We start from the raw sequence: 22,714 nt of genomic DNA, 5'->3' as shown, positions 1-22,714 counted from the left end.
GAACTTGTCAAAATTCAGGGACTGTATTCGCTTTTTGAGGACTGAAATGTGCGTCATTTTGGCTCCTTGAGTAAAATTTTTCAAGGCGCGCAAAAATTTTTACGCACATTTGTCAACAAAAAAATGACTGTTTTTTCAATAAATTTAGCTGTTTTTTACATGCAAAAAACTAACCGGACACTACTGAAAGAAAATAAAAAATGCGTTGTGATTTCGACATCTCTTGTGGAGGCAGGGGTTGACCTGGATTTTCCGGTAGTTTTTCGCGCCATGGCCGGTTTGGATTCCATTGCCCAGGCAGCCGGTCGTTGTAATCGTGAGGGAAAGATGGAAGATCTTGGCCAAGTTTTTGTCTTTGGGCCGGAAAAAAAGCCTCGTATGCCCTGGCTTAATCGTTGCATTTCAAAAACCGCAGAAGCCATGCGCAGTATGCCGGACTGTGATCCCATGAATATCATGGTCATGCGTCGCTACTTTGAACTGCTTTATGACATAGAAGACTTAGATAAAAAACAGATCATGCGCCGATTGAATCCTAAAAGACTTGATAAGAATCTGCTGTTTCCTTTCAAGGAAGTTGCACAAGCTTTCAAATTCATTGAGGAAGATACGGTCGGTGTTGTGATACCCAGGGAATCAGAGGCGCACAACCTGGTGGAGCAACTCAGGCACATTGAATTCCCAGGCACTTTGCTTAGAAAGTTGCAGCCATATCTTGTTGCTGTCCGGACCAGAGAATATACCCGGTTGTATACAGGAGGAGCAATAGAATTAATTCATGACGAGATTCCAATATTACAAAATGAGGCGGCTTATAGTGACGATGTGGGTTTAGTTGTGGAAAAAGGCGAGACCTGGAATGCAGATGATCTTATTATTTAAACTACCGAGGAGGAGTTATGGCATTTGGAATCAAGTTGAAAGTCTGGGGTGACTATGCCTGTTTCACCCGCCCGGAGATGAAAGTGGAACGTGTCTCTTATGATGTTATGACACCGTCTGCTGCTCGAGGTATTCTTGAAGCGATTCACTGGAAACCTGCCATTCGCTGGGTGGTTGACAAAATACACGTGTTACACCCCATCAAATTTGACAATGTCCGTCGTAATGAAGTGGCATCTAAAATTCCCAAGCCCAACCCTGCAACGGTTATGAGCAAGGGAAAACGCCTTTATTATCTTGTCGATGACGGCAAAAACAGGCAACAACGGGCAACCACACTACTTCGAAACGTTGCATATATCATTGAGGCCCATTTTACAATGACAGATAAAGCCGGTACTGATGATAATGAAGGCAAGCACCTGAATATCTTTAACAGACGGGCGCAAAATGGACAGTTTTTTCATCAGCCTTGTCTGGGTTGCAGAGAGTTCCCAGCCTCTTTCGAACTGATAGAGAAAGAGATCCCGGCCTCATACTACAAAGGGCATACTAAGGACTTAGGATATATGCTGCTCGATATCGACTTCAATAATAAACGGACACCTTTATTTTTTAAAGCTGTTATGGAAAACGGAATCATATGTCCACCGAATCCTTTGTCTTCGGAGGTGAAATCATGATTCTCCAAGCCTTGAACAGCTACTATGAAAGAGTGGCTGCGGACGCCGAATCTGATATGCCCCCGTTTGGAACCAGCATTGAAAAGGTCTCTTTCGCCCTGATTATCGATGATTCCGGAGTGCTCAAAGGCATGGATGATTTAAGGGAACAAAGTGGAAAAAAGCTGTTCCCCAGAAATATTCCTGTTCCCGCTGCAGTTACCAGAACATCCGGGGTAAAAGCCAATTTCTTATGGGATAAAGCAGCTTATGTGTTTGGTGCTGATGCTGATGGACCTACGGATGATAATAAATCACGGTTTGAATCTTTCCAGGCCTTACTTCGGGAAGTGTGTCAAGGCATTGAAGATAACGCCGTCAAATCAGTATTGGCCTTTCTCCAACAATGGGACAGGATGGAAGCTGAATCTGTGCTTGCACAATATCATCCTTGGGATGACCTGTGTAACGCCAATTTTGTGTTCCGGCTGGATGGTGTTCCCGGATACATTCATGAACGAGATCTTGTCCGCAAAGCCTGGCTCAAACATATTCAGCAGTCTAACAATACCCCCCATATCCAATGCATGGTCAATGGTGAAAAAAATGTTCCTCAGGCAAGAGTCCATACTCCAATAAAGGGGGTTAGAGGCGGACAGACATCTGGGGGATATATTGTTTCGTATAATGCAACGGCTTTTGTTTCTTATGGACAAGACAAAGCCGCTGTAAGTGAAATGTCTGCTTTTGCTTATACCACAGCGTTAAATGCCTTGTTGTCATCCAATAGCCGCCAGCATATCGTTATCGGAGATATGACTTTGGTTTTTTGGGCAGAAAAACCCAGCCCGGCCGAAGACATTTTTGCCGACCTTTTTGATCCGCCTGAAATCGAGCCAAACACCTCGAAAGAAAGTCATGACGACCAGGAAACAGCCGAAAAAATACGTGGGCTTTTACATGCGGTCAAAGACGGCCGCAGGGTAACCGATATAATACCCGACCTGGATGATTCGGTTCGCTTTTACATTCTAGGGTTATCACCCAATGCTGCCCGACTCTCCATTCGCTTTTGGGAAGTGGACAGTTTCGGTAATCTACTGAAACGAATAAGCCGGTACTTTGATCAGCTTTCCATTACAAGACAGTTTAAAAATGAACCGGAATATCCGCCTCTTTGGCGCTTGCTTTGCCAGACGGCTGCCTTGGGGAAAAGTGAGAATGTCTCGCCGGTATTAGCAGGTAGTATGGCACGTGCAATCTTAACAGGGTCACGATTTCCGCAAAACCTGCTACCTCTTGTTCTCCAACGTATCCGCAGTGAACACAATATAACTTATTTTCGTGCGGCCTTGCTTAAAGCGTATCTTATTCGCAACTCAACCGCGACAAATTTAAAGGAGGTTACCATGACGCTGGACGTAGAGAGAACCGATGGACCCTATCTGCTGGGCCGTCTTTTCTCAGTTCTGGAAAAAGCACAGGAAGAGGCCATCCCCGGTGCCAATGCAACCATGAAAGACCGTTATCTTTCATCAGCATCTGCAACACCGGGGCTTGTTTTCCACATGATTTTAAAGAACTCAACCAATCATATTGCCAAACTTAGAAAAGATCCTGAAAAAACCGGAAGAGCAACGTATTTTGAAAAACTGATCCAAGAAATTGTGGATAAATTTGATGCTTTTCCGTCAACACTTCCTGCCGAGGAGCAAGGCCTTTTTATGATTGGGTACTACCATCAGCGCAAAAACTTTTTCACAAAAAAAATCAAGGAGAATTAAACTATGACTGCAATTGCCAACCGGTACGAATTTGTACTGCTGTTTGATGTGGAAAATGGAAACCCCAATGGTGATCCGGATGCAGGAAATTTACCCCGTTTTGATCCTGAAACCGGGTATGGACTCGTAACAGATGTATGCCTTAAACGAAAAATAAGAAATCATGTATCCATTCTAATGGACGGAAAACCGGGTTATAACATTTATATTCAGGAAAAGGCCGTACTTAATGAAACTAATAAATTGGCTTATAAGGAATATAATCTTGAACCCCAGAAAAAAAAGCTTCCCAAAAAAGAAGAAGATGCCAAAAAAGTTACCGGCTGGATGTGCAGCAATTTTTTTGACGTGCGCGCCTTTGGGGCGGTAATGACCACTGAAGTAAATTGCGGTCAAGTCCGAGGGCCTGTTCAACTGGCGTTTGCTAAAAGTGTCGAGCCGATTTTTTCCCAGGAGATAAGCATTACCCGCATGGCAGTTACAAATGTAAAAGATCTGGAAAAAGAAAGAACCATGGGACGGAAACACATCGTTCCCTATGGACTTTACATGGCAAAGGGGTTCATCTCTGCACCTCTGGCTGCCAAAACCGGATTCAGTGATGAGGATTTGCAGTTACTTTGGAATGCTTTGAGCAATATGTTTGAACATGATCGTTCCGCTGCCCGAGGATTTATGAGCAGCCGCAAGCTAATTGTATTCAAACACGCCGGCGAACTGGGAAATGCTCACGCGCATCAACTCTTTGATACGGTAAAAGTTGAACGAAAAGACAAGACCCGGCCTGCACGCCAATTTGATGATTATTCAGTTGCAATAAATGAAGATCAAATTCCCAGCGGTGTTACTTTACAAGAATTAATGTAGACACGACGCAGGTCAAACCATAAAGGCAAATAATGCTCTACTTTCTACAAAATCTGGACGAAGACCTCCAAAAAGCTCTGATAATCCAGCTGCGTAACCTGTGGACCCACACCTCCACAGCCATTGAGGGCAATACCCTGACCCTGGGGGAAACCGCCTTTGTTCTTGAAGAGGGATTGACCATTTCGGGCAAGCCCCTCAAGGACCATGAGGAAGTGGTGGGGCACGCCAGGGCCATTGCTCTGATCTATGGTCTATTGGAGCAGGAAACACCGCTTACTCAAGAGGCACTGTTCAACCTTCATAAAGCTGTTCAGACGCATGTTGTTCTTGATGTCTACAAACCTGTGGGGAACTGGAAAAAAGAGCCCAATTCTACTGTCGGGGTGGTTGATGAGAAACAGGTGGTTTTTGAATATGCGGCACCCCAAGATGTACCTCCACTGATGAAACAATGGTTTAAGCTGTATAATGAGCTTATGGCCTCGGCGGTTCCCGGGGACAATGAAAAGGCGTTGCAGGCCTATGTTGCGCTTCATGTATCCTTTGTTCGCATCCATCCCTTTTTTGACGGAAACGGCAGAATGGCAAGACTTGTTGCCAACCTGCCGGTGTTAAAGGCCGGCCTGCCGCCGATTATTGTACCAAAGGAACAGCGCAAAGCTTACATTGATGCCCTGTCCCAATACCATTTCGCCGCAGGGCAGATTGAAAAAGGTAATAAAGAGCTGCTGCCGGAACCGGAGGCATTAAAACCCTTTGCCGCTTTTTGTGAACAGGCTTGGAAAACAACCCTGGAACTTGTGAATGAGATTCATAAAAAGCAGCAGATACGTACCGGGAAAAATCAATAATGGTGTATCAGGAAAATGAATATCTGGCTCTATCCGCGCTGCAGCATATTCTTTTCTGCCCGCGCCAGTGCGCCCTGATTCATATCGAACAACTATGGGAGGAAAATCTGTTCACGGCCCAGGGCCGGGTCATGCATGAAAGGGTGGACAGAGGCGACCAGGCAGACAAAGGTAAAATCAGAGTTGAATACGGACTGCCCCTGAAATCAGCACGCCTGGGCATAACCGGGAAGGCCGATGTGGTTGAATTCCACCGGACGGATTCTTCCGTTCAAAAATGGGTTCCCTTCCCTGTGGAGTACAAACGCGGAAAACCCAAAAAGGACCTGTCCGATAAGGTTCAACTTTGTGCCCAGGCCATGTGCCTGGAGGAGATGCTGAATACAGAGATTCTTTCCGGCGCGCTGTTTTATGGAAAGACCAGGCGCCGCCTGGAAGTAACTTTTGATGAAGAATTACGACATAAGACCACGGAGGCGGCAGAACAACTTCATGCAATGGTTGAATCCGGAATAACGCCACCGCCGGAGTATGCCAAAAAATGTGATACCTGCTCATTTCTCACATTGTGCATGCCCAAGACCATAGAAAAAAGACGGACCGTTTCTGCCTGGTTAAACAGAATGGTCCGGAAAGATATTGCCGAATGAAAAAACATCTGAATACGCTGTTTGTCACCACCCAGGGGGCATATCTGGGCAAAGACGGGGAAACAGTTGCCGTTAAAATCGAACAGAAAACCGTATTGCGAATTCCCATTCACACCCTTGACGGCATTGTCTGTTTCGGTTCCGTTGGGTGCAGTCCCTACCTGATGGGATTTTGCGCGGAAAAAGATGTGACAATCAGCTTTCTGACCGAATATGGAAAGTTTCTGGCCATGGTCAAAGGACCGGTTTCGGGCAATGTCCTGTTGCGAAGAAAGCAGTTCCGGATGGCGGACAAACCGGATATTTCCGCACAGGTGGCAGGTTTTGTTCTGATCGGAAAAATTGCAAACTGCCGGACCGTACTTGATCGCAGCCTGCGGGATCATTCGGAAAAAATGGACCAGGCCTCTGTCAAAAAAGTATCCAAGCGGCTGTCAACGTACATTCAAAAAGAGTTGCAGAAAGACAACCTGGACAGTCTTCGGGGTATTGAAGGAGATGCCGCCCACCAATATTTCAGCGTTTTTGATGAATTGATCTTTCAGCAACAGGAGGCTTTTGCTTTTTCAGGACGGAACAGAAGACCGCCAACGGACAGGGTAAATTGCCTGCTTTCTTTTGTTTATACCCTGCTGGTTCATGATGTCAGGTCAGCTCTGGAGTCGGTGGGACTGGATCCGTCAGTGGGCTTTCTTCACCGGGACCGTCCGGGCAGACCGGGTCTTGCCCTGGATATGATGGAGGAATTCAGGCCCTTTCTTGCCGACAGGCTTGTGCTGTCAATGATCAACAGAGGCCAGGTCAAGCCTGAAGGGTTTACCATAAAAGAGTCCGGCGCGGTTCATATGGATGATGATACCCGGAAAACAGTTCTGACGACGTACCAGAAAAGGAAACAGGAAAGCCTGATTCATCCTTTTTTAAATGAAAAAATCCAGATCGGAACCTTGTTTTTCATCCAGGCTCTGCTCCTGGCAAGGTTTATCCGTGGGGATCTTGACGGCTACCCGCCATTTATCTGGAAATAGAAAAAGGAGTTAAAAGTGCTGGTATTGGTAAGCTATGACGTTTCCATAGAGGGAAACGGCCCAAAGCGTTTACGGCGCGTTGCAAAAGCATGTCAAAACTACGGTCAAAGAGTACAATACTCTGTGTTTGAGTGTGTTGTTGATCCGGCACAGTGGACGGTTTTAAGGCAAAACCTGATAGATGAAATAAATCCTGAAATAGACAGTTTAAGATTTTATTTTCTCGGATCAAACTGGAAAAGGCGGGTTGAACATATCGGTGCCAAAGCGTCGATTGATTTTGATGAACCCCTGATTCTGTAAAAAAATGCGAACACTAAGTTCGAATTCTGCAAAAAGCCCAATCAGGTTCACATATATGGATTTTGCAGGATTATATATTTATAGGCTCGCGTTCTCAAAACCCTTTGAAATCATATTGTTTTTTCCACCAACAGTTCAAACTCATTTAAAAAATCACATATTTTGGAAAGGCTCGCTCTTTGACAATTTGTTTTTGTTAAATTATAGCAGGTTAACATAGTAACAGTCGCTCCCCATGCGGGAGCGTGGATTGAAACATATTTCACCTTTTCTATAAAACGGTCAATGTCTGTCGCTCCCCATGCGGGAGCGTGGATTGAAACAAGATGAACACGGTTTCGATCTCAAAAAAGGGTGGTCGCTCCCCATGCGGGAGCGTGGATTGAAACTTATCTTCATGGTGTCTCCACCACTTGTTTTTTGTCGCTCCCCATGCGGGAGCGTGGATTGAAACCCATCCGTTTCAGCATCCAAAATCGCCCAATAAGGTCGCTCCCCATGCGGGAGCGTGGATTGAAACGAAAAGAACCCGTTTCCAGATGGGACAATCTGCAGTCGCTCCCCATGCGGGAGCGTGGATTGAAACACTGGTGTGGATTGCAAACCGTGATACATTTTTCGTCGCTCCCCATGCGGGAGCGTGGATTGAAACCACTTTTCCCTCTGGCGCTGCTCGTAATAGAGACGTCGCTCCCCATGCGGGAGCGTGGATTGAAACAAGTTATCAAAAAATATTGACTCTTGAAAAATAGTCGCTCCCCATGCGGGAGCGTGGATTGAAACAGTGTGGGGAATAACCATTGATGCAAGTAAGTCGGTCGCTCCCCATGCGGGAGCGTGGATTGAAACAAAGTAAAGATATTTTTCCGGTCTCGGGTATTCAAGTCGCTCCCCATGCGGGAGCGTGGATTGAAACTTTGTCATCCAGACGCCAATGATTGCAGCAATGGGTCGCTCCCCATGCGGGAGCGTGGATTGAAACTTTTGAGTTTTACAACTCTTTGTGGCTTTATTTGTCGCTCCCCATGCGGGAGCGTGGATTGAAACCGAATACCCCACATGATTCCGAGGCCACCAAGCGTCGCTCCCCATGCGGGAGCGTGGATTGAAACTGACCCATAGCAACCCAATTCAAACTCCTTGGCTGTCGCTCCCCATGCGGGAGCGTGGATTGAAACTATGTCTTTTATGCAAACAGCTATGGACATGACCAGTCGCTCCCCATGCGGGAGCGTGGATTGAAACAATGCTCGCTCATGAGCGCGTTGAGTCTCGTTTGTCGCTCCCCATGCGGGAGCGTGGATTGAAACTTACCGCGAATACCGCGCCCACTGACCAAACTTAGGTCGCTCCCCATGCGGGAGCGTGGATTGAAACATATGAACAGTGGTGCGGCTTTTTATGCCCATTAGTCGCTCCCCATGCGGGAGCGTGGATTGAAACCCCAACACCTGGAAAAATAATAAACGCATGGAAGGTCGCTCCCCATGCGGGAGCGTGGATTGAAACAGTTGACCGGGTCCAGTTCCGCATTGTCATCAAAGTCGCTCCCCATGCGGGAGCGTGGATTGAAACTCATTCAAGGTTTTTTCTGAATCTGACCTCCTTGTGTCGCTCCCCATGCGGGAGCGTGGATTGAAACCCATCCGGGGTCATCCGGGCGGCAAGATCCGCAAGGTCGCTCCCCATGCGGGAGCGTGGATTGAAACGGCAATGCCGGATACGAGATAGAAAGCGTTGATTACGGTCGCTCCCCATGCGGAAGCGTAGATTGAAACCATGGGTCGGTTTTGTCTTTTCAATGGCTCCATTCAAGCTTCCTATTTACATCCGGTTGCGTGGCTGTTATTGGAGGATTATCCTGTTTTCTTTTTTCTAACAGGATAACTTTATAGACTCTGGCTTAACAAAAAAAACTACATAATTAATTGTTCACGGCGGCTCCGCTGCCGTGAATCGCGGAATTCCAGAAAATATATGAGGAATCCAAGACCCCACAATGTGTCTTCCATGAGAAGGAAAGTCAAGTCTCTTCTGCTTGGCCTTTTTGATGCCATCGGCGACAGCTGGAAGGCGTCTGACTGGGTTTATCCCCTTTTAGCCGACAAGGACCATGATATATCCTCTGCTGCAAAAAAATTTACAGATCAGCTTCCCCAGCCGGTCAAAGTTTACCTGTTAAGACGCGCAAATGTCGTGAAAACAGCTGTTGAACGGTTTCGGCAAATCGGGAAAATCCAAGTAATAGAGGGGGAGCGTCCTCCTGCCGACACAGAAGATTTGTTTTTATACTGGGAAAAGCAAAATCCCTCCGAAAAGGAATTAAAAAGAGGATTGTCCCATCCTGATCCCTTTGTCCGGATGCGGTCATTATATCTTGGCCATCAAAAGGGCATGGTGAATGAGGCCCGCCTTGCTCAGGCAGGCAAAAGCAACGACTGGCCCGAGCGGCTTATTTCCCGAATGATTCACCCCGCCATACCACAGGATGGAAAAAGAGACCATGTGAAATGGGTCAATGTCTGCTCAGGCATGGATGCGGAAATTCTTAACACCAGGTTAAATTGCAAGCCAGAAAAGTATTCCCGCTACGCAAAAAAAATAAGTCCTCTCATCCGTTGGTTGAGGGAACCTCTGAAACACCGACTTGTTATCAACCCAAAAGATGGGAGCATCCTGGTACAGATTCCGGCCGGGGGATTTGAGATGGGAGGTGGGAGAAACCGCGACAATCCAAAGCACCTGGTACATCTGGACACGTACTATATCGGGGTGGTTGCGGTGACGAACCGGCAGTACAAAATTTTTGTAGATGAGACGGGGCACCGTCCGCCGGATAAGGCAACATGGGGAACCCCTGTCTGGAAAGGCAAGTCTTATCCATTGGAATACGCAGACCACCCGGTGGTGTGCGTAAGCTGGGACGATGCCGCAGCCTATAGCAACTGGGCGGGATTGAGCCTGCCGACTGAGGCCCAGTGGGAGAAAGCGGCCCGCGGGCCCCTGAGGTTGATTCATCCCTGGGGGAACGAGTTGGATGGAAGCAAGTGCCGGAATAACAGCAACAAAGGAAGCGGCACCACCTGCCCGGTATATGAATATTCAACCGGGGTATCGGGATACGGGACGTACAACCAGTCGGGGAATGTATGGGAATGGTGTTCGGATTGTTATGGTTCGGACTATTACGACAGCAGCCCCCAAACGAATCCACGCGGCCCTTCATTGGGCTCGTACCGCGTGGTTCGCGGCGGCAGTTGGGACGACATTGCCGACTGGTGCCGGGCCGCCTACCGGAGCGACTACAACCCGCCGTGCCGCGACGGCAACCTCGGATTCCGGTGCGTGGTTGCCTCAGATCAGCAGTCAAGCAAATGAAACCGGTCCGCTGACCGGAATCGCCCTGCGGACCATTACCAAACAAGAGGCTAAAAATATAAAAAAAGGATTGATCAGGAATATGAATATTCTTTTTGCCGCGTCTGAAAATTCTTGGGGAGGTTTTTTCGATATAATTCGCTCAGAATTACCCCATCACTGCTTTGAGGCGACCGGAAAGTTTCAGATTGACAGTCTGAAAGGTATTGATGTCTTAATTCCGACAATGTCTGCTGTGACTGAGGAGATACTGGATAGTGCAGACCGCTTGAAACTGATACAGCAATGCGGTTCCGGGCTTGAATCGGTTGATATTGAGGCGGCCCAAAAAAGAGACATACGGGTCTGCAATGTTCCCACAGATATCTCAGGGAATGCTGACTCCGTTGCGGAATTGGGAATATATATGATGATCGGATTGTCCAGAAACATTCCCGTTATGGCCAAGAATATGGCAAAAAGGAAAATGGGTGAACCCCAGGGAATCTCCCTGCAGGGTAAAACAGCGGGAATCATAGGTCTTGGCGGTATCGGAAAGGCACTGATCAGAAGACTGAGAACATTTGATATGCGAATCATGGGCATAAAACAAAATAACACTGAGCGGGCAAAAAAAGAACTGGATCTGGAATGGGTGGGAACACCGGATCAAATCGGCAGAATGCTAAAAGAATCGGATTATGTGATCCTCTGTCTTCCTTTGACGGCTAAAAGCAAGGATATAATCGATAACGATACGATCTCATATATGAAAAAAGGGGCTTTTATCATAAACCTTTCCAGAGGCGGGGTGATCAACAAAGACGCGCTTGAAAGTTCTCTTGCGGAAGGAAGAATTGCCGGAGCAGGCCTGGATGTGTTCTGGGAAGAACCGCCTGATCCCGATGACAGTATTTTCAGATATAATGTTATATCAACACCTCATATCGCCGGTTCGACGGATGTTTCAATGAAAGGCATTGTAAAGGTGGTATCAGAAAATATCCGCAGGCTGGAAAAAAATCAGACACCGCTTTATTTTAAATAACACCGAGTTGCTAATACAAGCCTTGGACTGTAAACGAATATTAAACTAAAGAGAGCAAAACTATGAGCGATCAGAAAAAATGTCAGGCGTTTTTAGATTTTATTAAACCACAGATTGGGCAACAGATTCATGTGGGCCCCTGGCTTGAGATTGACCAGGAACGAATTAATGATTTTGCTGAAGTTACCGGTGATGTGCAATGGATTCATACAGATGTCCAGCGAGCCAAAAAAGAGTCTCCTTATAAATCAACAATTGCTCACGGGTATTTGACATTGTCTTTATTGCCTTATTTAACTGAAAGCAATCATCCTGATTTTTTTCAGAAAAATTATCCCGGCATGAAGTATCGGGTAAACTATGGTCTTAACCGGCTTCGTTTTCCTTCTGCTGTTAAAGCTGGAGATAAAATTCGGGCAAGAACGACAATTCATCAGGTAAAAGAGGTGAAGGGCGGTATACAGATCTGTTATCTGATTACCATTGATATTGAAGGTGGTGAAAAGCCGGCTTGTGTTGTCGAATTTCTGGTACGCCTATATCCTTAACGTCGTGGGTATTGTTTGCAACGGCCTCTGGTTGGCACCCAAGGGTGATATTATATTTACTTTATGCATGGGACTCATCCAGCACCTCCCGGATTTTTTTAGCAAGTTCATTGGTTGAAAATGGTTTCTGCATAAAGGCAACGCCTTCATCAAGCACCCCCTGGTTGGTAACTACATTGGCTGCATACCCTGACATGAATAATAATTTGATTTCAGGAAAAACCGCTTTAACTTTTTCTGCCAGATCCCGGCCATTCATTTCAGGCATGATCACGTCGGTCATAAGAAGGTGTATTTTACCGATATAGGCATTGACTATATTTATCGCATCAGCCGGGGTGGCGGCCGGCAAAACTGAATAACCCTTACGTTCCAGCATCATCTTCGTCATTCGAAGAATGGCGGGTTCATCCTCCACCAGCAATACGGTTTCGTTTCCGGTGGGGACGGATTTTTCCGGAAGGGCCTCTTCCTGGGCGTCCTCAGACGGGTGGAACCGGGGCAGGTATATTTTGAAAGAGGTTCCCTGCCCCGGTTCGCTGTAAACATTGACAAAGCCGTTATTCTGTTTAACGATACCGTAAATTATGGCCAGGCCAAGCCCGGTGCCCTCACCTACATTCTTGGTGGTGAAAAACGGTTCAAACAAATTGTTCAACATCTCTTTGTTCATGCCGCAGCCATTATCCGTTACCGCCAGCATCACATAATCTCCGGTTATAAATCCCGGGTGACCGGCACAATATATTTGATCAAACGTCTTCATTTGCGTTTCAATGGTAAGTTTGCCCACACCGGCAATGGCATCCCGGGCATTGACACACAGATTGGCCAGGATTTGATTGATCTGGCTCGGATCTATTTTGACCGGCCACAACTCATCGGCCGGTAACCATAAAAGCTCAATATTCTCACCAATAAGTCTGCGCAGCATTTTCAGCATACTATCTACAGCATCGTTCAGGTCAAGCACTTCCGGAGCAATGACCTGTTTTCTGGCAAAGGTCAGCAATTGTTTTGTCAAATCAGCCGACCGTTCGGCAGCTTTTTGAATTTCTTCGAAATCAGCATACAACTCCTGATCAGGATCTATTTTTTCAAAGGCCAATTCCACATATCCCAGTATCACCCCCAACATATTATTAAAATCATGGGCCACGCCCCCGGCCAGGCGTCCAACTGCCTCCATTTTCTGGGCCTGGTTGAGTTGTTTCTGGAGTTTTTCCCGTTCCGCATCTGCCTGCTTACGTTCGCTGATATCTTCAATAATGCTGATAATACCCGTAACCTCATCTTTTTCGTTCCGGATATAATCCCAGTTTATCTGGACATCTATTTCCCGGTCATCCCTGGTTTTTTCCCGGGTAAAATACAGTGTCGGTTCAGGTTTTTTGCTGATGATGTTCTGATAATATTCCCTGATTTCTGTACGGTGGCCGTCATCTGCCGTCAAGTCCCATAAATACATGCCGATGAGTTGATCCGGTTCGTAACCTTGTATGTGATGATGGGCAGGGTTGCTGTAAACAATTTTGCCTTCTAAATCGGTAAGCTGGATACCAAAAGGGGCTGTGTTCACCAGAGTTCTGAACTTTTCTTCACTTTGCCGGAGTGTGGTTTCCGCCTGTTTGCGCTCGGAAATATCGATATCAAGACAAAAGAGTTCCCGAGCACGCCCCGGTACCTCTACAATGACATGATGGGAGATAACCGGTACTTGAGAGCCGTCTTTATGCATCAGCAACAGCTCCCCCGAAGGGATGGGACGGCCGGACCCCGCCATTTTACGCATTTCTTCAGCCACAACAGGCCTCATCTCCGGTGGAATAATCAGATCAAGAAGACTGCGGCCAATCGCCTCTTGCCGTGTATATCCATAAAGCCTTTCCGATGCTTTATTCCAATACTGAGTTGTCCCATCAAGCCCATATCCCTGGACAGCAACAGCATCTACATTTTCCATCAAGTTTCGAAATCGTTCTTCACTTTCTTTCAAAAACTTCTCTGCTTTTTGACGCTCCGTGATGTCCTTTGCAACAACATAATAACATGTCGCGTTCTTGAATCTAAATTTTTGACCGATAACTTCGACGGATATTAAATCATTATTTTTGGTTTTATGAATGGATTCAAATTTTTTAGAGGTATTAAACGGCACTTTATCCCAAAAAGATAAAATTTCCTCCACCGAGAAATTTTGATCCACGTCATCTATATACAGATCGAGTATTTCCTCTTTTGTCCGACCCAGACACACGCATGCACCTTGGTTTGCATCAATGATTTTCCCTTTTCCGGATATCAAATAAATTGCATCGGAAACGGTCTCAAATAGCTTGCGATACTTCTTCTCGCTCTCGGTTATTTGTTTGATAAAAATTAAATTCTCGATAAGTTTTGTAATTCTTAGCCCGATGATTTTAAAAAGATATCTCTCATTATTGTTCCAGTGATGGTTTATTTCGCAATGATGCATACCAAACATCCAAGCGTCATCATTTTGGGGGTTCAACGCCATGAATATCAAGGATTTAACATTGAATTTCAAGGCAATGTCATTGCTCATTTTTTGACCCGGGCGTGGATCAATTTCCGGACACCCGCTATTCGAAAGTGCACGGTTACAGTATTCTGCCATATCACGGGTCATCGGCACAGTTGTATTCAGTGCCTTTGCACCGGGAAACAAAGGTGTGGTTCTCTCATATACCACTTCAAATGTCGGCAGATCAGGATTACACGGATAGAACAACCAGGCCCGATCGCATGAAAAAAATTCAAGCATTTTTTTAAGAATTTGATCTAAGACGTCATCGGCATCGGATTGTATTTTGATTATACGTTCAATCTCTTCCATGACGAATAAAATGCGATTCGGATCATTGAAATTCATAAAATACTCCTGTTGTACGGCCTGCTGCTTACTGAAAATAATTTTGTAGATAAACAGATTATTCCCCCGACGATTTATCGCCGGATATCATTGAAACTCTTTTTTATTTATGCTCTATTAATCGACCGTTAAAGAATATCATTCCAATGAAATGAAGTAAATCAAAACTCTATTTATTTGCCGGGAAGTGCCTGGGAAACCAGTTCAAGAAGATGGGCCACCCTTGCAGGAATATTCTGGCGATTCAAGCTGTCCCGGAGCTGAATCATGCATCCGGGACAGGCCGTTGCAACGATCTCAGCGCCGCTTTGGGCGACATGGTTCGCTTTTTGGTTGCCTATCATCTGACTGGTTTCGTAATGGTGTACGGAAAAGGTTCCGCCCAGGCCGCAGCAGGTTGCCGCATCAGCCATCTCAACAAAGTCAACCTGGGGCAAGGCAGAAAGCAATTGCCTGGGGGCCCGGGTCAGGCCATGATTTCGCAGATGGCAGGGGTCGTGGTAGGTGACCTTAATCCGGTCCTCTGATCGGGGCAAAGATGCCAGCCGGCCGACCAGGTCAAAATCCATCACAAAATCCATGATGTCCCGGGTCTTTTCGGCAAAGGGCTGATAGTCCGCCCCAAGGGTCGGATAAATCCCAGCCAGGGCCCCGTGGCAGGAGGCGCAGGCAGTGAGTACATAGTCAAAGGCGTGGAGTTTCAGGGCCTTTAAATTTCTTTGGGCAAGGGTTTGAACCGCATCTCCTGCACCGGCGGACAGGGCGGGAAGCCCGCAACATACCTGTTCGTTGGTGAGGCTCACATGGACCCCCATGAAGTTGAGAATACGAACCAGGCACTCACCGATTTCGGGGTACAGATAATTGATACCGCACCCGGTGAAAAAAAGTACCCTGTGACTTGCTGAAGGGGAAACCGTCTGCCGGATATCTCTGTTCAAAAATGGTTTGAATGACGGTCTGGGAAACGTACGTTCCCGGGGGATGCCCGGAACAGGAAACCGCAGTTTTAAGCCACTTGTTTCGGGAATCTGCCGACACAGAAGCCGGGAAGCCAGATCACCGCTTTTACTCATCCAATCCATGGCTTTTTTATGCGTCAGCAGTGTCGCCACGCCTTTACCAAATCCGGACAACCCTTTTTGCCGAGCCACTTCCCTGCGGGCCGCAGCCACGATCTCCGCGGTGGGCACCTGGTTAGGGCACAGGTTGGTGCAACTGCCGCACAGCAGACACTGGGACAAATCATGGATCAGCCTCTCTTCGGCAAAGACTTGTCCCTCCATCATGGCCTGGGCAAGGGCAATTTTCCCCCGGGCCACACCGCCTTCGGTGTTTTCGGCCTTGAACACCGGGCATGTGGCCCGGCAGGCACCGCACTTGACACAGGCTTGGCTCCACTCCCGGTATTGTTCCAGATCTTTCATTTTACCTCTCCGGGAAACACGGATGCCTCTTCGGGAAAAATTTTACCCGGATTGAGGATGTTATGCGGATCTAAAGCTTTTTTAAGGGTTTTCATGTAAAGAATGGACTGACTTGACAACTCCAGGGAAAGGTAGGGGGCTTTCATGATACCAACACCGTGTTCTCCGCTCATGGTTCCGCCCAACGCGAGTGTAGCCCGGAACAGTGCCTCAATGGCATGTTCCGCATTGGCCATTTGTTCAGCATCATCTTTGTCCGCCATGATATTAACGTGGATATTTCCGTCTCCGGCATGGCCGAAATTCACGATGGGCAGGTTGTATTGGTCAGAAATTTTTTCGATCCGGCGGATCATTTCAGGTAGCCTGGACCTGGGCACACAGATATCTTCGTTGAACTTTTCCAGTCCAAGCTTTTTCAACGAGGGAGAGATCGCCCTGCGGATCTTCCAGATCTCTTCGCTCTCTTCAAAGGTATTGGCCACCCGGTTCTCCAGAACGCCCAGGGAATCGACCACCTTTAAAATCCTTTGGGCCTGCTTATCCAGGAACTCTCTGTCCCCATCCACCTCTATAATCAGGGCCGCATCGGCGCCTTGTGGCATGGAGAGCCCTGCGGTCTGCCTGAGGCAGTCCAGGGTCCGGCCGTCCATGAATTCCAGGGTGGCAGGAATGATCTTCTCACGGACAATGGCGGAGACAGCCTTGGCAGCACCGTCAATGGCATCAAACACCACCAGCATGGTCTTCTTGGCCTGGGGTTTAGGAAGCAGCTTAAGAATAATTTTGGTGATAACGGCCAAGGTGCCTTCCGAACCGCAGAAGAGCTTGGTCAGGTCGTAGCCCACCACCCCTTTCATGGTGGTGCCGCCGGTTTCAATCAGGTCGCCTGTGGGTGTCACCACCTCCAGGCCGATGACGTAGTCTTTGGTCACTCCATACTTGACACACCGGGGGCCGCCTGCGCATTCAGCCACGTTTCCCCCAAGGCTGGAGACTTTCAGGGACGCAGGATCCGGGGGATAAAACAGACCCAGCGCCTCCACGGCCTTTTGGAAATCTCCGGTCACGACACCAGGTTCCACCACGGCCACAAGATTTTCCTGGTCAATGTCCAGGATCCGGTTCATCCGGCTCATTCCCATAACCATCCCCCCGCAGACCGGCAGGGCGCCACCGGTGAACCCGCTGCCCGCCCCCCTGGGATAAACCGGGATACGATGGTGATGGGCAAGCTTCATGATCCGGGATACGGCCTGGGCATCGACCGGATGCACCACGGCATCCGGAAGAAATTGTTTGCGCGTGGCATCATAGCTGTACAAGATACGATCGGTCTTGTCACAGCTCACAAATTTGGAACCGCAAATCTCTTTGAGCTCCCGGATCACGTTTTCAGATATCATAAATCAATTTCCTAATTAAATGACGCAGGGATTCCCAGGCTAATCTGGAGGATACACGTCACCATCATCAATCCCGGCAGGCAAACCAATAAAAAGGGCATCACCGACAGACGCACCAGCCCCATTCCTCTTCAGGTAATGGTTTTGATTACAAACAGGTTATAACCAAACGGCGCGGTGATATAACCAATGACAAAGTCCACCACAATCACGGCCCCCAAGTGAATTGGATCAATGCCCGGATTCACCATAATGGGTTCCAGTATAGGCACAATAATAACTATGGCTGCCGGCATGTCCAGTAATGATCCGACAAAAAGAACTAAAATATTCACCAGCAGCAAAAAGAATTCCGGCGCCGAGGCCTGCCGGAAGAGGATTAAAATTTCAGACCAACCCCGGAATCGGCAAAATTTACGGTTTTCGGTCGGGTACTATTTTAAAGCAGAGACATAACCAGGGTCAACGAGACAAGGCTGAGCAAAGTGGAAACACAGATCACAGAGGTAACAAAAGCGGGCGCCACATTATTTTCCATGGCAATGATGGCCGTAAGTACAGCCGAGGGCATGGCCGCCTGAAGAATACCGGCAGAGGCTTCAATACCGGAAATGCCTACCAAGGGAATTATGGCAATGGCAATGGCAGGCCCTGCAATCAGACGAATCAGACTTGCCAGAAAAACATCTGTGCCAAAATTCAGTTTGCCGGCCTCTTTGAGTTGCAGTCCTAACGCCAGCAGCAGCACTGGAATCATAGCGTCTCCAAGTAACCCAGCAATTCGCTGAATCATAATCGGGGGTTCAATACCTGCCACTGGGAAGACCAGGGCTAAGGGTACAATCGTGATTCCCGGCGTTTTAATAAGATCTTTCAATGCGCCTGTGCTGCCGCCTTTCAACCAGCCCGCGGCCATGACACAGCAAAAAAAAGAAAAGGTATTGGCTGTGAGCATGTAAATGGTTGCGCTTTCCATGGCGTTGGGACCTAAGCAAAATTTTGTCAGGGCCAGGCCATAATTGCCCACATTTCCAAAAACACAAGTCATCAAAAAGGCCGTAGCTATTTCTTTGCTGCGCCCCAACCCCCTTGCCAGCCCCCACCCGAGAAGTCCTGTAATCATATATACCAGTCCAATACCGACAATCATCCTGAATGCGGTGACGGCATCAATTTTGACTTGGCTGAGCACATTGAAAACAAAAGCCGGTACAAGCAGATAATAGCTTGTGCGGGAAAGAGACCGACTTTGAATCCCGAGCCTATTCCCAAGAAGATAGGCCGTCAGTATCAGGGCAAATACCGGGGTGACAACATTAAAAAAAATGGGAAAAAATTGGGAAAACATGAACGCTCCGAAAGGTTATTGCCGTAACCGGAGCTAACTTTTCTTGCTGCCGGTCAAAAGCAAATTCTTTTACTATAAAAGCCCTACCGGGTCAAGCTGCAGTTTCAACTTTGCCGTCATCACAAAAAGTCTCCGTTTTTGATGAAGACTGTTTTTTCAATGTAGGGACTTCTCTTTCCCCGGACGTAGCCATATTTCCGGATTATCTTTTCTCATATGTGGGTCACCTGGTTGACAAAAAGAAGGTTTTTACCCTACGAAAGATAGGCGTACATCTCACGAAAAAAGCGCCTATCCTACGAAAAAAGAACCCTATTCTACGAAAAATAGTTCCCACTATACGAAAAAAAGTACACACCACACGAAAAAAAACGGCCTACCAACGAAACGCCAAAACGATTGATAATCAGACAATTTGGAGATTTTATTTGTTCGCCGGCCTCAACCCCAATATTCAGAAGCCGTATCGCCCCGAAAATGGGACGATTTAACAAAAGCATGCGTACGATATCTACTTATCTAAAAACAATTCGCAACCACTGCACGGCTTTTTCTATTAATAATCAGAATGAATTCAACGTGATAGATAGATAATTTAAGTTGACGGATTTAAAATTACTCTAAAACTGAAATTTTTATGCTTGACATCCAGCCTAATCATAATATAAATTTTTCTATAAATTAGTTTTTATTATTTTTTAACGCTTAGAAATTTTTTCCAAAAACTGTCAGACAGGCGGTTTATAAACCTTCATAATGAACATACATTCGGGTATTGATTCTTATTCGTAAGAAGGGTTCCTCGAATGTATTAATGAAAGGAAAAAACAAGGCTAATTTTTGCCGGAAGACACGAGCGGTAAATAATCTGAACCTATTTGAGTTGTGGTACATCAACAGCGATTAAAACCCGGCCTTATTGTTAGTGTAAGATTTTCTCTACTTTATAACAGCCATGGGCTGACCTGACATATCAACTGCCAGGCATAGCCCACAACAAAGCTTGAAAGATCTGAGTAACTTACCCAGACTTTCTTATAAAAAAAATAATTATTCCACCGGTATTTGGTGGGGATAAATATTGTTCGGCAAAGAAGCATAGTACGAGAGTCTAAACCATAAAAAGGAGGGGAAATGGGAAAAACAATTAGCAGTAGCCGTGATCATCAGATCATGTTTTTTAAACCTCAAACCGGACTTTTCTCAAAGACAACGTTCGTATCATTGTTACCAGTATTACCAGTTGGACTGTAGCTGTTTCGTATCCTGTTGAAGTAAATTGAAAAAAGTACGCCTGAACTAGGATATATTGTTTATGAACACAATTATCCGAAATTAAATTAAACTTTTTTTATTTAAGGAGAAAACCTATGTCACACGGGCCTGCAACTGATTGGGGAGAGGACAAAGCGATTGCCTATAAAACTACACTGGGTTTGTGGTTGTTTCTTATTTACGTCTTGGTTTATGTCGGATTTATCTGGATAAATGTTGCCAGTCCGGAAACAATGGAGGCAAAGGTTTTTGCCGGTCAAAATCTGGCGGTTATCTACGGCTTTGGCTTGATTATTTTGGCCTTTGTAATGGGCATCATTTACGACATTCTTTGCACCAATAAAGAAAATGAACTAAATGTGGAGGATTCTGACAAATGATATATAATGCATCCCCGTTCGCTGTAGCAATATTTGTCGCTTTTGTACTTGGTGTGCTCTGGCTGTCATCTTATTTTGCAAAAAAAACAACGACATCAAAAGGGTATTATGCTGCCGGTGGAGATATACACTGGGGTGTAAATGGTATTGCATTCGCAGGCGATTATCTTTCAGCCGCTTCCTTCCTTGGTATATGCGGAATGATCGCATTCAGCGGATACGACGGATTTTTATATTCCATCGGTTATCTTGCCGGATGGGTTGTTGCGCTGTTTATTGTGGCCGAGCCGATGAAACGCCTTGGTAAATACACATTTACAGATGCGCTTAATAATAAGTACAATTCAAGGGGCATTCACCTGACGGCGGCCATCAGTACCCTGATCGTCTCCATATGTTATCTTGTGCCTCAGATGGTAGGTGCCGGCAGTCTTGTTACACCACTGCTCGGCATGCCCCATTATGTCGGGGTTATCCTTGTGGGCGCCATCGTTATATTTATCGTGGCAACGGCAGGAATGGCATCCACCACTTATGTTCAGTTCTTCAAAGGCGGCCTGCTGATCATTGCCTCAACAATTCTTACAATTGCCATATTTGTGCATGGTATTAAAACGCAGCCTGATGAAAATTATCATAAATTTCAAACCATAAATGCCACGGTAACCAATGGAGAGGTTACGGCAATCGACAACTATGAGTACCAGATAGCCGGGGCTTATAATGACGCCAAAGGCAATTATGTAAAATTAAATAAAGAGGGTGTCAGTACCTGGTGGCATTTGGTTGAAAACGATGGGAATACTCACCTTGAAGAGACGCTTACGGTTGTGAACGGCAAAGACGGACAGGTATTGTACAACGGCGAGCCCAAGGAAGCTGAAAAATTCTTCCAGGTAGGCCACGCAAGCAAACTTATCGTTGATGGAAAAGAGGTTACGGAAACAGGGAGCCTGAGCCCGTTTAAATTCCTGTCGACAATCGATAAGAGCACCATCGTCCGTTTCGCTAAGGTAATTTTCATGGACAATGGAGACAAAGTACAGCTCTGGTATCAGAATCCGACAGCCGGTAAGGACATCATGACACCCGGATTGAGATTCAAGGTCAAAAAGGGGTCAACCTTTATGTCCAAGCTTGATTTTGTCTCCCTTATGATCGCATTGTTCTTCGGCACCTCCGCCCTGCCGCATATTCTGATCAGGTATTATACGGTACCCAGCCCAAAGGCCGCGCGTAAGTCTACGATCCTTGCCATAGCAGCTATCGGTTTCTTTTATGTCCTTACCCTTTTCATGGGACTTGGTGCAATGGTCACCGGCGTACTTGATGTGCAGAGCAGTAACATGGCCGGACCTCTTTTGGCCAAGTTCTTTGGTATAGCGTTATTCTCTGTAATATCCGCCATCGCCTTTGCAACGGTTCTCGGAACGGTTTCCGGGCTTATTGTGGCGGCATCCGGTGCTGTTGCCCATGACCTGATTGCCAATTATTTCGGCATTCCACTGACCGATAAAGGCCAGGTAAAAGCGGGTAAGATCGCGGCCGTCGTGGTTGGGGTGTTTGCCATATTGTTAGGGATCGCCTTCAAGGGCATAAACGTATCATTCCTCGTGGGGCTGGCCTTTGCGGTTGCCGCATCAGCAAACCTGCCGGCAATTCTAATGATGCTGTTCTGGAAGAAAACGACGGCAAAGGGCATTTCCGCATCCATCGTAGTGGGGATCATAAGCGCTATGACAATTATTTTACTGTCGCCCAAGACCTTTACAGTGTATGGACTACCCGCTGAAAGTGCTCCGATAGCCATGAATAATCCAGGTATCATATCAATACCACTTGCCCTTATCACGCTGGTTGTTGTGTCTTTAATGACACAGAAAGACCAGGTTGGCACAGAAAAACAAGTTGCTTAAACATACAAGTTAAAAAGGAAGGATAAGATTAAAAAGGAGAGTGTTTTTTTCAAGCTCTCCTTTTTTAATATTTGGTTGAATTATGC

18 protein-coding genes and 1 CRISPR repeat array are annotated in these 22,714 nt (G+C 46.6%); of the genes, 13 read left to right on the top strand and 5 right to left on the bottom strand.

All coding sequences use genetic code 11. The annotated features are described in order from the left end of the window. The first annotated feature begins 159 nt into the window (after positions 1-159). The 11 genes from B147_RS0109070 (at position 160) to B147_RS0109020 (ending at position 11,983) form a co-directional block, all read left to right on the top strand. Positions 160-882, top strand: coding sequence for a hypothetical protein (locus tag B147_RS0109070; protein ID WP_157237830.1), 723 nt, complete (start codon positions 160-162; stop codon positions 880-882). Between the two features lie 17 nt (positions 883-899). Then, positions 900-1,565, top strand: coding sequence for a type I-C CRISPR-associated protein Cas5c (gene cas5c, locus B147_RS0109065; protein ID WP_020586897.1), 666 nt, complete (start codon positions 900-902; stop codon positions 1,563-1,565). Beyond that, entirely contained in the window at positions 1,526-3,328 is a 1,803-nt protein-coding gene (gene cas8c, locus B147_RS0109060; RefSeq protein ID WP_020586896.1) for a type I-C CRISPR-associated protein Cas8c/Csd1, read from the top strand. The genes cas5c and cas8c overlap by 40 nt, the downstream gene beginning before the upstream one ends. Before the next feature lie 3 nt (positions 3,329-3,331). Next, positions 3,332-4,195 (top strand): type I-C CRISPR-associated protein Cas7/Csd2, encoded by an 864-nt coding sequence (gene cas7c, locus B147_RS0109055; RefSeq protein ID WP_020586895.1) that lies wholly within the window; start codon positions 3,332-3,334, stop codon positions 4,193-4,195. A gap of 32 nt (positions 4,196-4,227) precedes the next feature. Next, positions 4,228-5,049, top strand: a complete 822-nt coding sequence (locus B147_RS0109050; protein ID WP_020586894.1) for a Fic family protein — start codon at positions 4,228-4,230, stop codon at positions 5,047-5,049. Next, a complete protein-coding gene (cas4, locus tag B147_RS0109045) occupies positions 5,049-5,699 on the top strand; it encodes a CRISPR-associated protein Cas4 (protein WP_020586893.1) in 651 nt (216 codons plus the stop codon). The genes B147_RS0109050 and cas4 overlap by 1 nt, the downstream gene beginning before the upstream one ends. Then, positions 5,696-6,727 carry a type I-C CRISPR-associated endonuclease Cas1c gene (gene cas1c / locus B147_RS0109040; protein WP_020586892.1) on the top strand — a complete coding sequence of 344 codons (1,032 nt, stop codon included), beginning with the start codon at positions 5,696-5,698 and terminating at the stop codon, positions 6,725-6,727. The genes cas4 and cas1c overlap by 4 nt, the downstream gene beginning before the upstream one ends. A 15-nt stretch (positions 6,728-6,742) precedes the next feature. After that, a complete protein-coding gene (gene cas2 / locus B147_RS0109035) occupies positions 6,743-7,030 on the top strand; it encodes a CRISPR-associated endonuclease Cas2 (RefSeq protein ID WP_020586891.1) in 288 nt (95 codons plus the stop codon). A 225-nt stretch (positions 7,031-7,255) separates the two neighbouring features. Further along, positions 7,256-8,808: direct repeats of the CRISPR family, unit length 32 nt; unit sequence GTCGCTCCCCATGCGGGAGCGTGGATTGAAAC. A 232-nt stretch (positions 8,809-9,040) separates the two neighbouring features. Beyond that, on the top strand, positions 9,041-10,408 hold the full coding sequence (locus B147_RS30215) for a formylglycine-generating enzyme family protein (RefSeq protein WP_020586890.1): 1,368 nt from the start codon (positions 9,041-9,043) through the stop codon (positions 10,406-10,408). Next, complete coding sequence (locus B147_RS0109025) at positions 10,380-11,435, top strand: 2-hydroxyacid dehydrogenase (RefSeq protein WP_020586889.1); 1,056 nt, start codon at positions 10,380-10,382, stop codon at positions 11,433-11,435. The genes B147_RS30215 and B147_RS0109025 overlap by 29 nt, the downstream gene beginning before the upstream one ends. 62 nt (positions 11,436-11,497) lie before the next feature. Continuing rightward, positions 11,498-11,983 (top strand): MaoC family dehydratase, encoded by a 486-nt coding sequence (locus B147_RS0109020; RefSeq protein ID WP_020586888.1) that lies wholly within the window; start codon positions 11,498-11,500, stop codon positions 11,981-11,983. A gap of 61 nt (positions 11,984-12,044) precedes the next feature. Here B147_RS0109020 and B147_RS0109015 read toward each other — a convergent pair whose 3' ends face one another. From B147_RS0109015 to B147_RS0108995, 5 genes are all read right to left on the bottom strand, one after another. Further along, a complete protein-coding gene (locus B147_RS0109015; RefSeq protein ID WP_020586887.1) occupies positions 12,045-14,876 on the bottom strand; it encodes a PAS domain S-box protein in 2,832 nt (943 codons plus the stop codon). 173 nt (positions 14,877-15,049) lie between these two features. After that, positions 15,050-16,303 (bottom strand): (Fe-S)-binding protein, encoded by a 1,254-nt coding sequence (locus tag B147_RS0109010; protein ID WP_020586886.1) that lies wholly within the window; start codon positions 16,301-16,303, stop codon positions 15,050-15,052. Then, complete coding sequence (locus B147_RS0109005; protein WP_020586885.1) at positions 16,300-17,709, bottom strand: FAD-binding oxidoreductase; 1,410 nt, start codon at positions 17,707-17,709, stop codon at positions 16,300-16,302. The genes B147_RS0109010 and B147_RS0109005 overlap by 4 nt, the downstream gene beginning before the upstream one ends. A gap of 131 nt (positions 17,710-17,840) precedes the next feature. Next, positions 17,841-18,053 (bottom strand): TRAP transporter large permease subunit, encoded by a 213-nt coding sequence (locus B147_RS0109000; RefSeq protein ID WP_020586884.1) that lies wholly within the window; start codon positions 18,051-18,053, stop codon positions 17,841-17,843. A gap of 95 nt (positions 18,054-18,148) precedes the next feature. Continuing rightward, positions 18,149-19,057 (bottom strand): AEC family transporter, encoded by a 909-nt coding sequence (locus B147_RS0108995; protein ID WP_020586883.1) that lies wholly within the window; start codon positions 19,055-19,057, stop codon positions 18,149-18,151. 1,370 nt (positions 19,058-20,427) lie between these two features. Here B147_RS0108995 and B147_RS27945 point away from each other — a divergent pair. Both B147_RS27945 and B147_RS0108980 read left to right on the top strand, forming a co-directional pair. Further along, complete coding sequence (locus B147_RS27945) at positions 20,428-20,712, top strand: DUF485 domain-containing protein (RefSeq protein ID WP_020586881.1); 285 nt, start codon at positions 20,428-20,430, stop codon at positions 20,710-20,712. Beyond that, the gene (locus B147_RS0108980; protein ID WP_020586880.1) at positions 20,709-22,628 is read left to right on the top strand and encodes a solute symporter family protein; all 1,920 of its coding nucleotides are present in this window, start codon (positions 20,709-20,711) and stop codon (positions 22,626-22,628) included. Before B147_RS27945 ends, B147_RS0108980 begins: the two co-directional genes overlap by 4 nt. Positions 22,629-22,714: the final 86 nt, after the last annotated feature.

The sequence above is a fragment of the Desulfobacter curvatus DSM 3379 genome (assembly GCF_000373985.1).
In the GTDB taxonomy this organism is placed as follows: domain Bacteria; phylum Desulfobacterota; class Desulfobacteria; order Desulfobacterales; family Desulfobacteraceae; genus Desulfobacter; species Desulfobacter curvatus.
Note: the sequence above shows the minus strand (reverse complement) of the source record. Positions and strands in the feature narration are given on the sequence as shown.

Bases quoted from the DNA above. Each gene is read 5' to 3' on its own strand.
- B147_RS0109015 (WP_020586887.1), bottom strand. From the start codon at position 14,876: ATGAATTTCAATGATCCGAATCGCATTTTATTCGTCATGGAAGAGATT.
- cas4 (WP_020586893.1), top strand. From the start codon at position 5,049: ATGGTGTATCAGGAAAATGAATATCTGGCTCTATCCGCGCTGCAGCAT.
- B147_RS0109005 (WP_020586885.1), bottom strand. From the start codon at position 17,709: ATGATATCTGAAAACGTGATCCGGGAGCTCAAAGAGATTTGCGGTTCC.
- cas1c (WP_020586892.1), top strand. From the start codon at position 5,696: ATGAAAAAACATCTGAATACGCTGTTTGTCACCACCCAGGGGGCATAT.
- cas7c (WP_020586895.1), top strand. From the start codon at position 3,332: ATGACTGCAATTGCCAACCGGTACGAATTTGTACTGCTGTTTGATGTG.
- B147_RS0109010 (WP_020586886.1), bottom strand. From the start codon at position 16,303: ATGAAAGATCTGGAACAATACCGGGAGTGGAGCCAAGCCTGTGTCAAG.
- B147_RS0109070 (WP_157237830.1), top strand. From the start codon at position 160: ATGCAAAAAACTAACCGGACACTACTGAAAGAAAATAAAAAATGCGTT.
- cas8c (WP_020586896.1), top strand. From the start codon at position 1,526: ATGTCCACCGAATCCTTTGTCTTCGGAGGTGAAATCATGATTCTCCAA.
- cas5c (WP_020586897.1), top strand. From the start codon at position 900: ATGGCATTTGGAATCAAGTTGAAAGTCTGGGGTGACTATGCCTGTTTC.
- B147_RS0109020 (WP_020586888.1), top strand. From the start codon at position 11,498: ATGAGCGATCAGAAAAAATGTCAGGCGTTTTTAGATTTTATTAAACCA.
- B147_RS0108995 (WP_020586883.1), bottom strand. From the start codon at position 19,057: ATGTTTTCCCAATTTTTTCCCATTTTTTTTAATGTTGTCACCCCGGTA.
- B147_RS0108980 (WP_020586880.1), top strand. From the start codon at position 20,709: ATGATATATAATGCATCCCCGTTCGCTGTAGCAATATTTGTCGCTTTT.
- B147_RS27945 (WP_020586881.1), top strand. From the start codon at position 20,428: ATGTCACACGGGCCTGCAACTGATTGGGGAGAGGACAAAGCGATTGCC.
- B147_RS0109050 (WP_020586894.1), top strand. From the start codon at position 4,228: ATGCTCTACTTTCTACAAAATCTGGACGAAGACCTCCAAAAAGCTCTG.
- B147_RS30215 (WP_020586890.1), top strand. From the start codon at position 9,041: ATGAGAAGGAAAGTCAAGTCTCTTCTGCTTGGCCTTTTTGATGCCATC.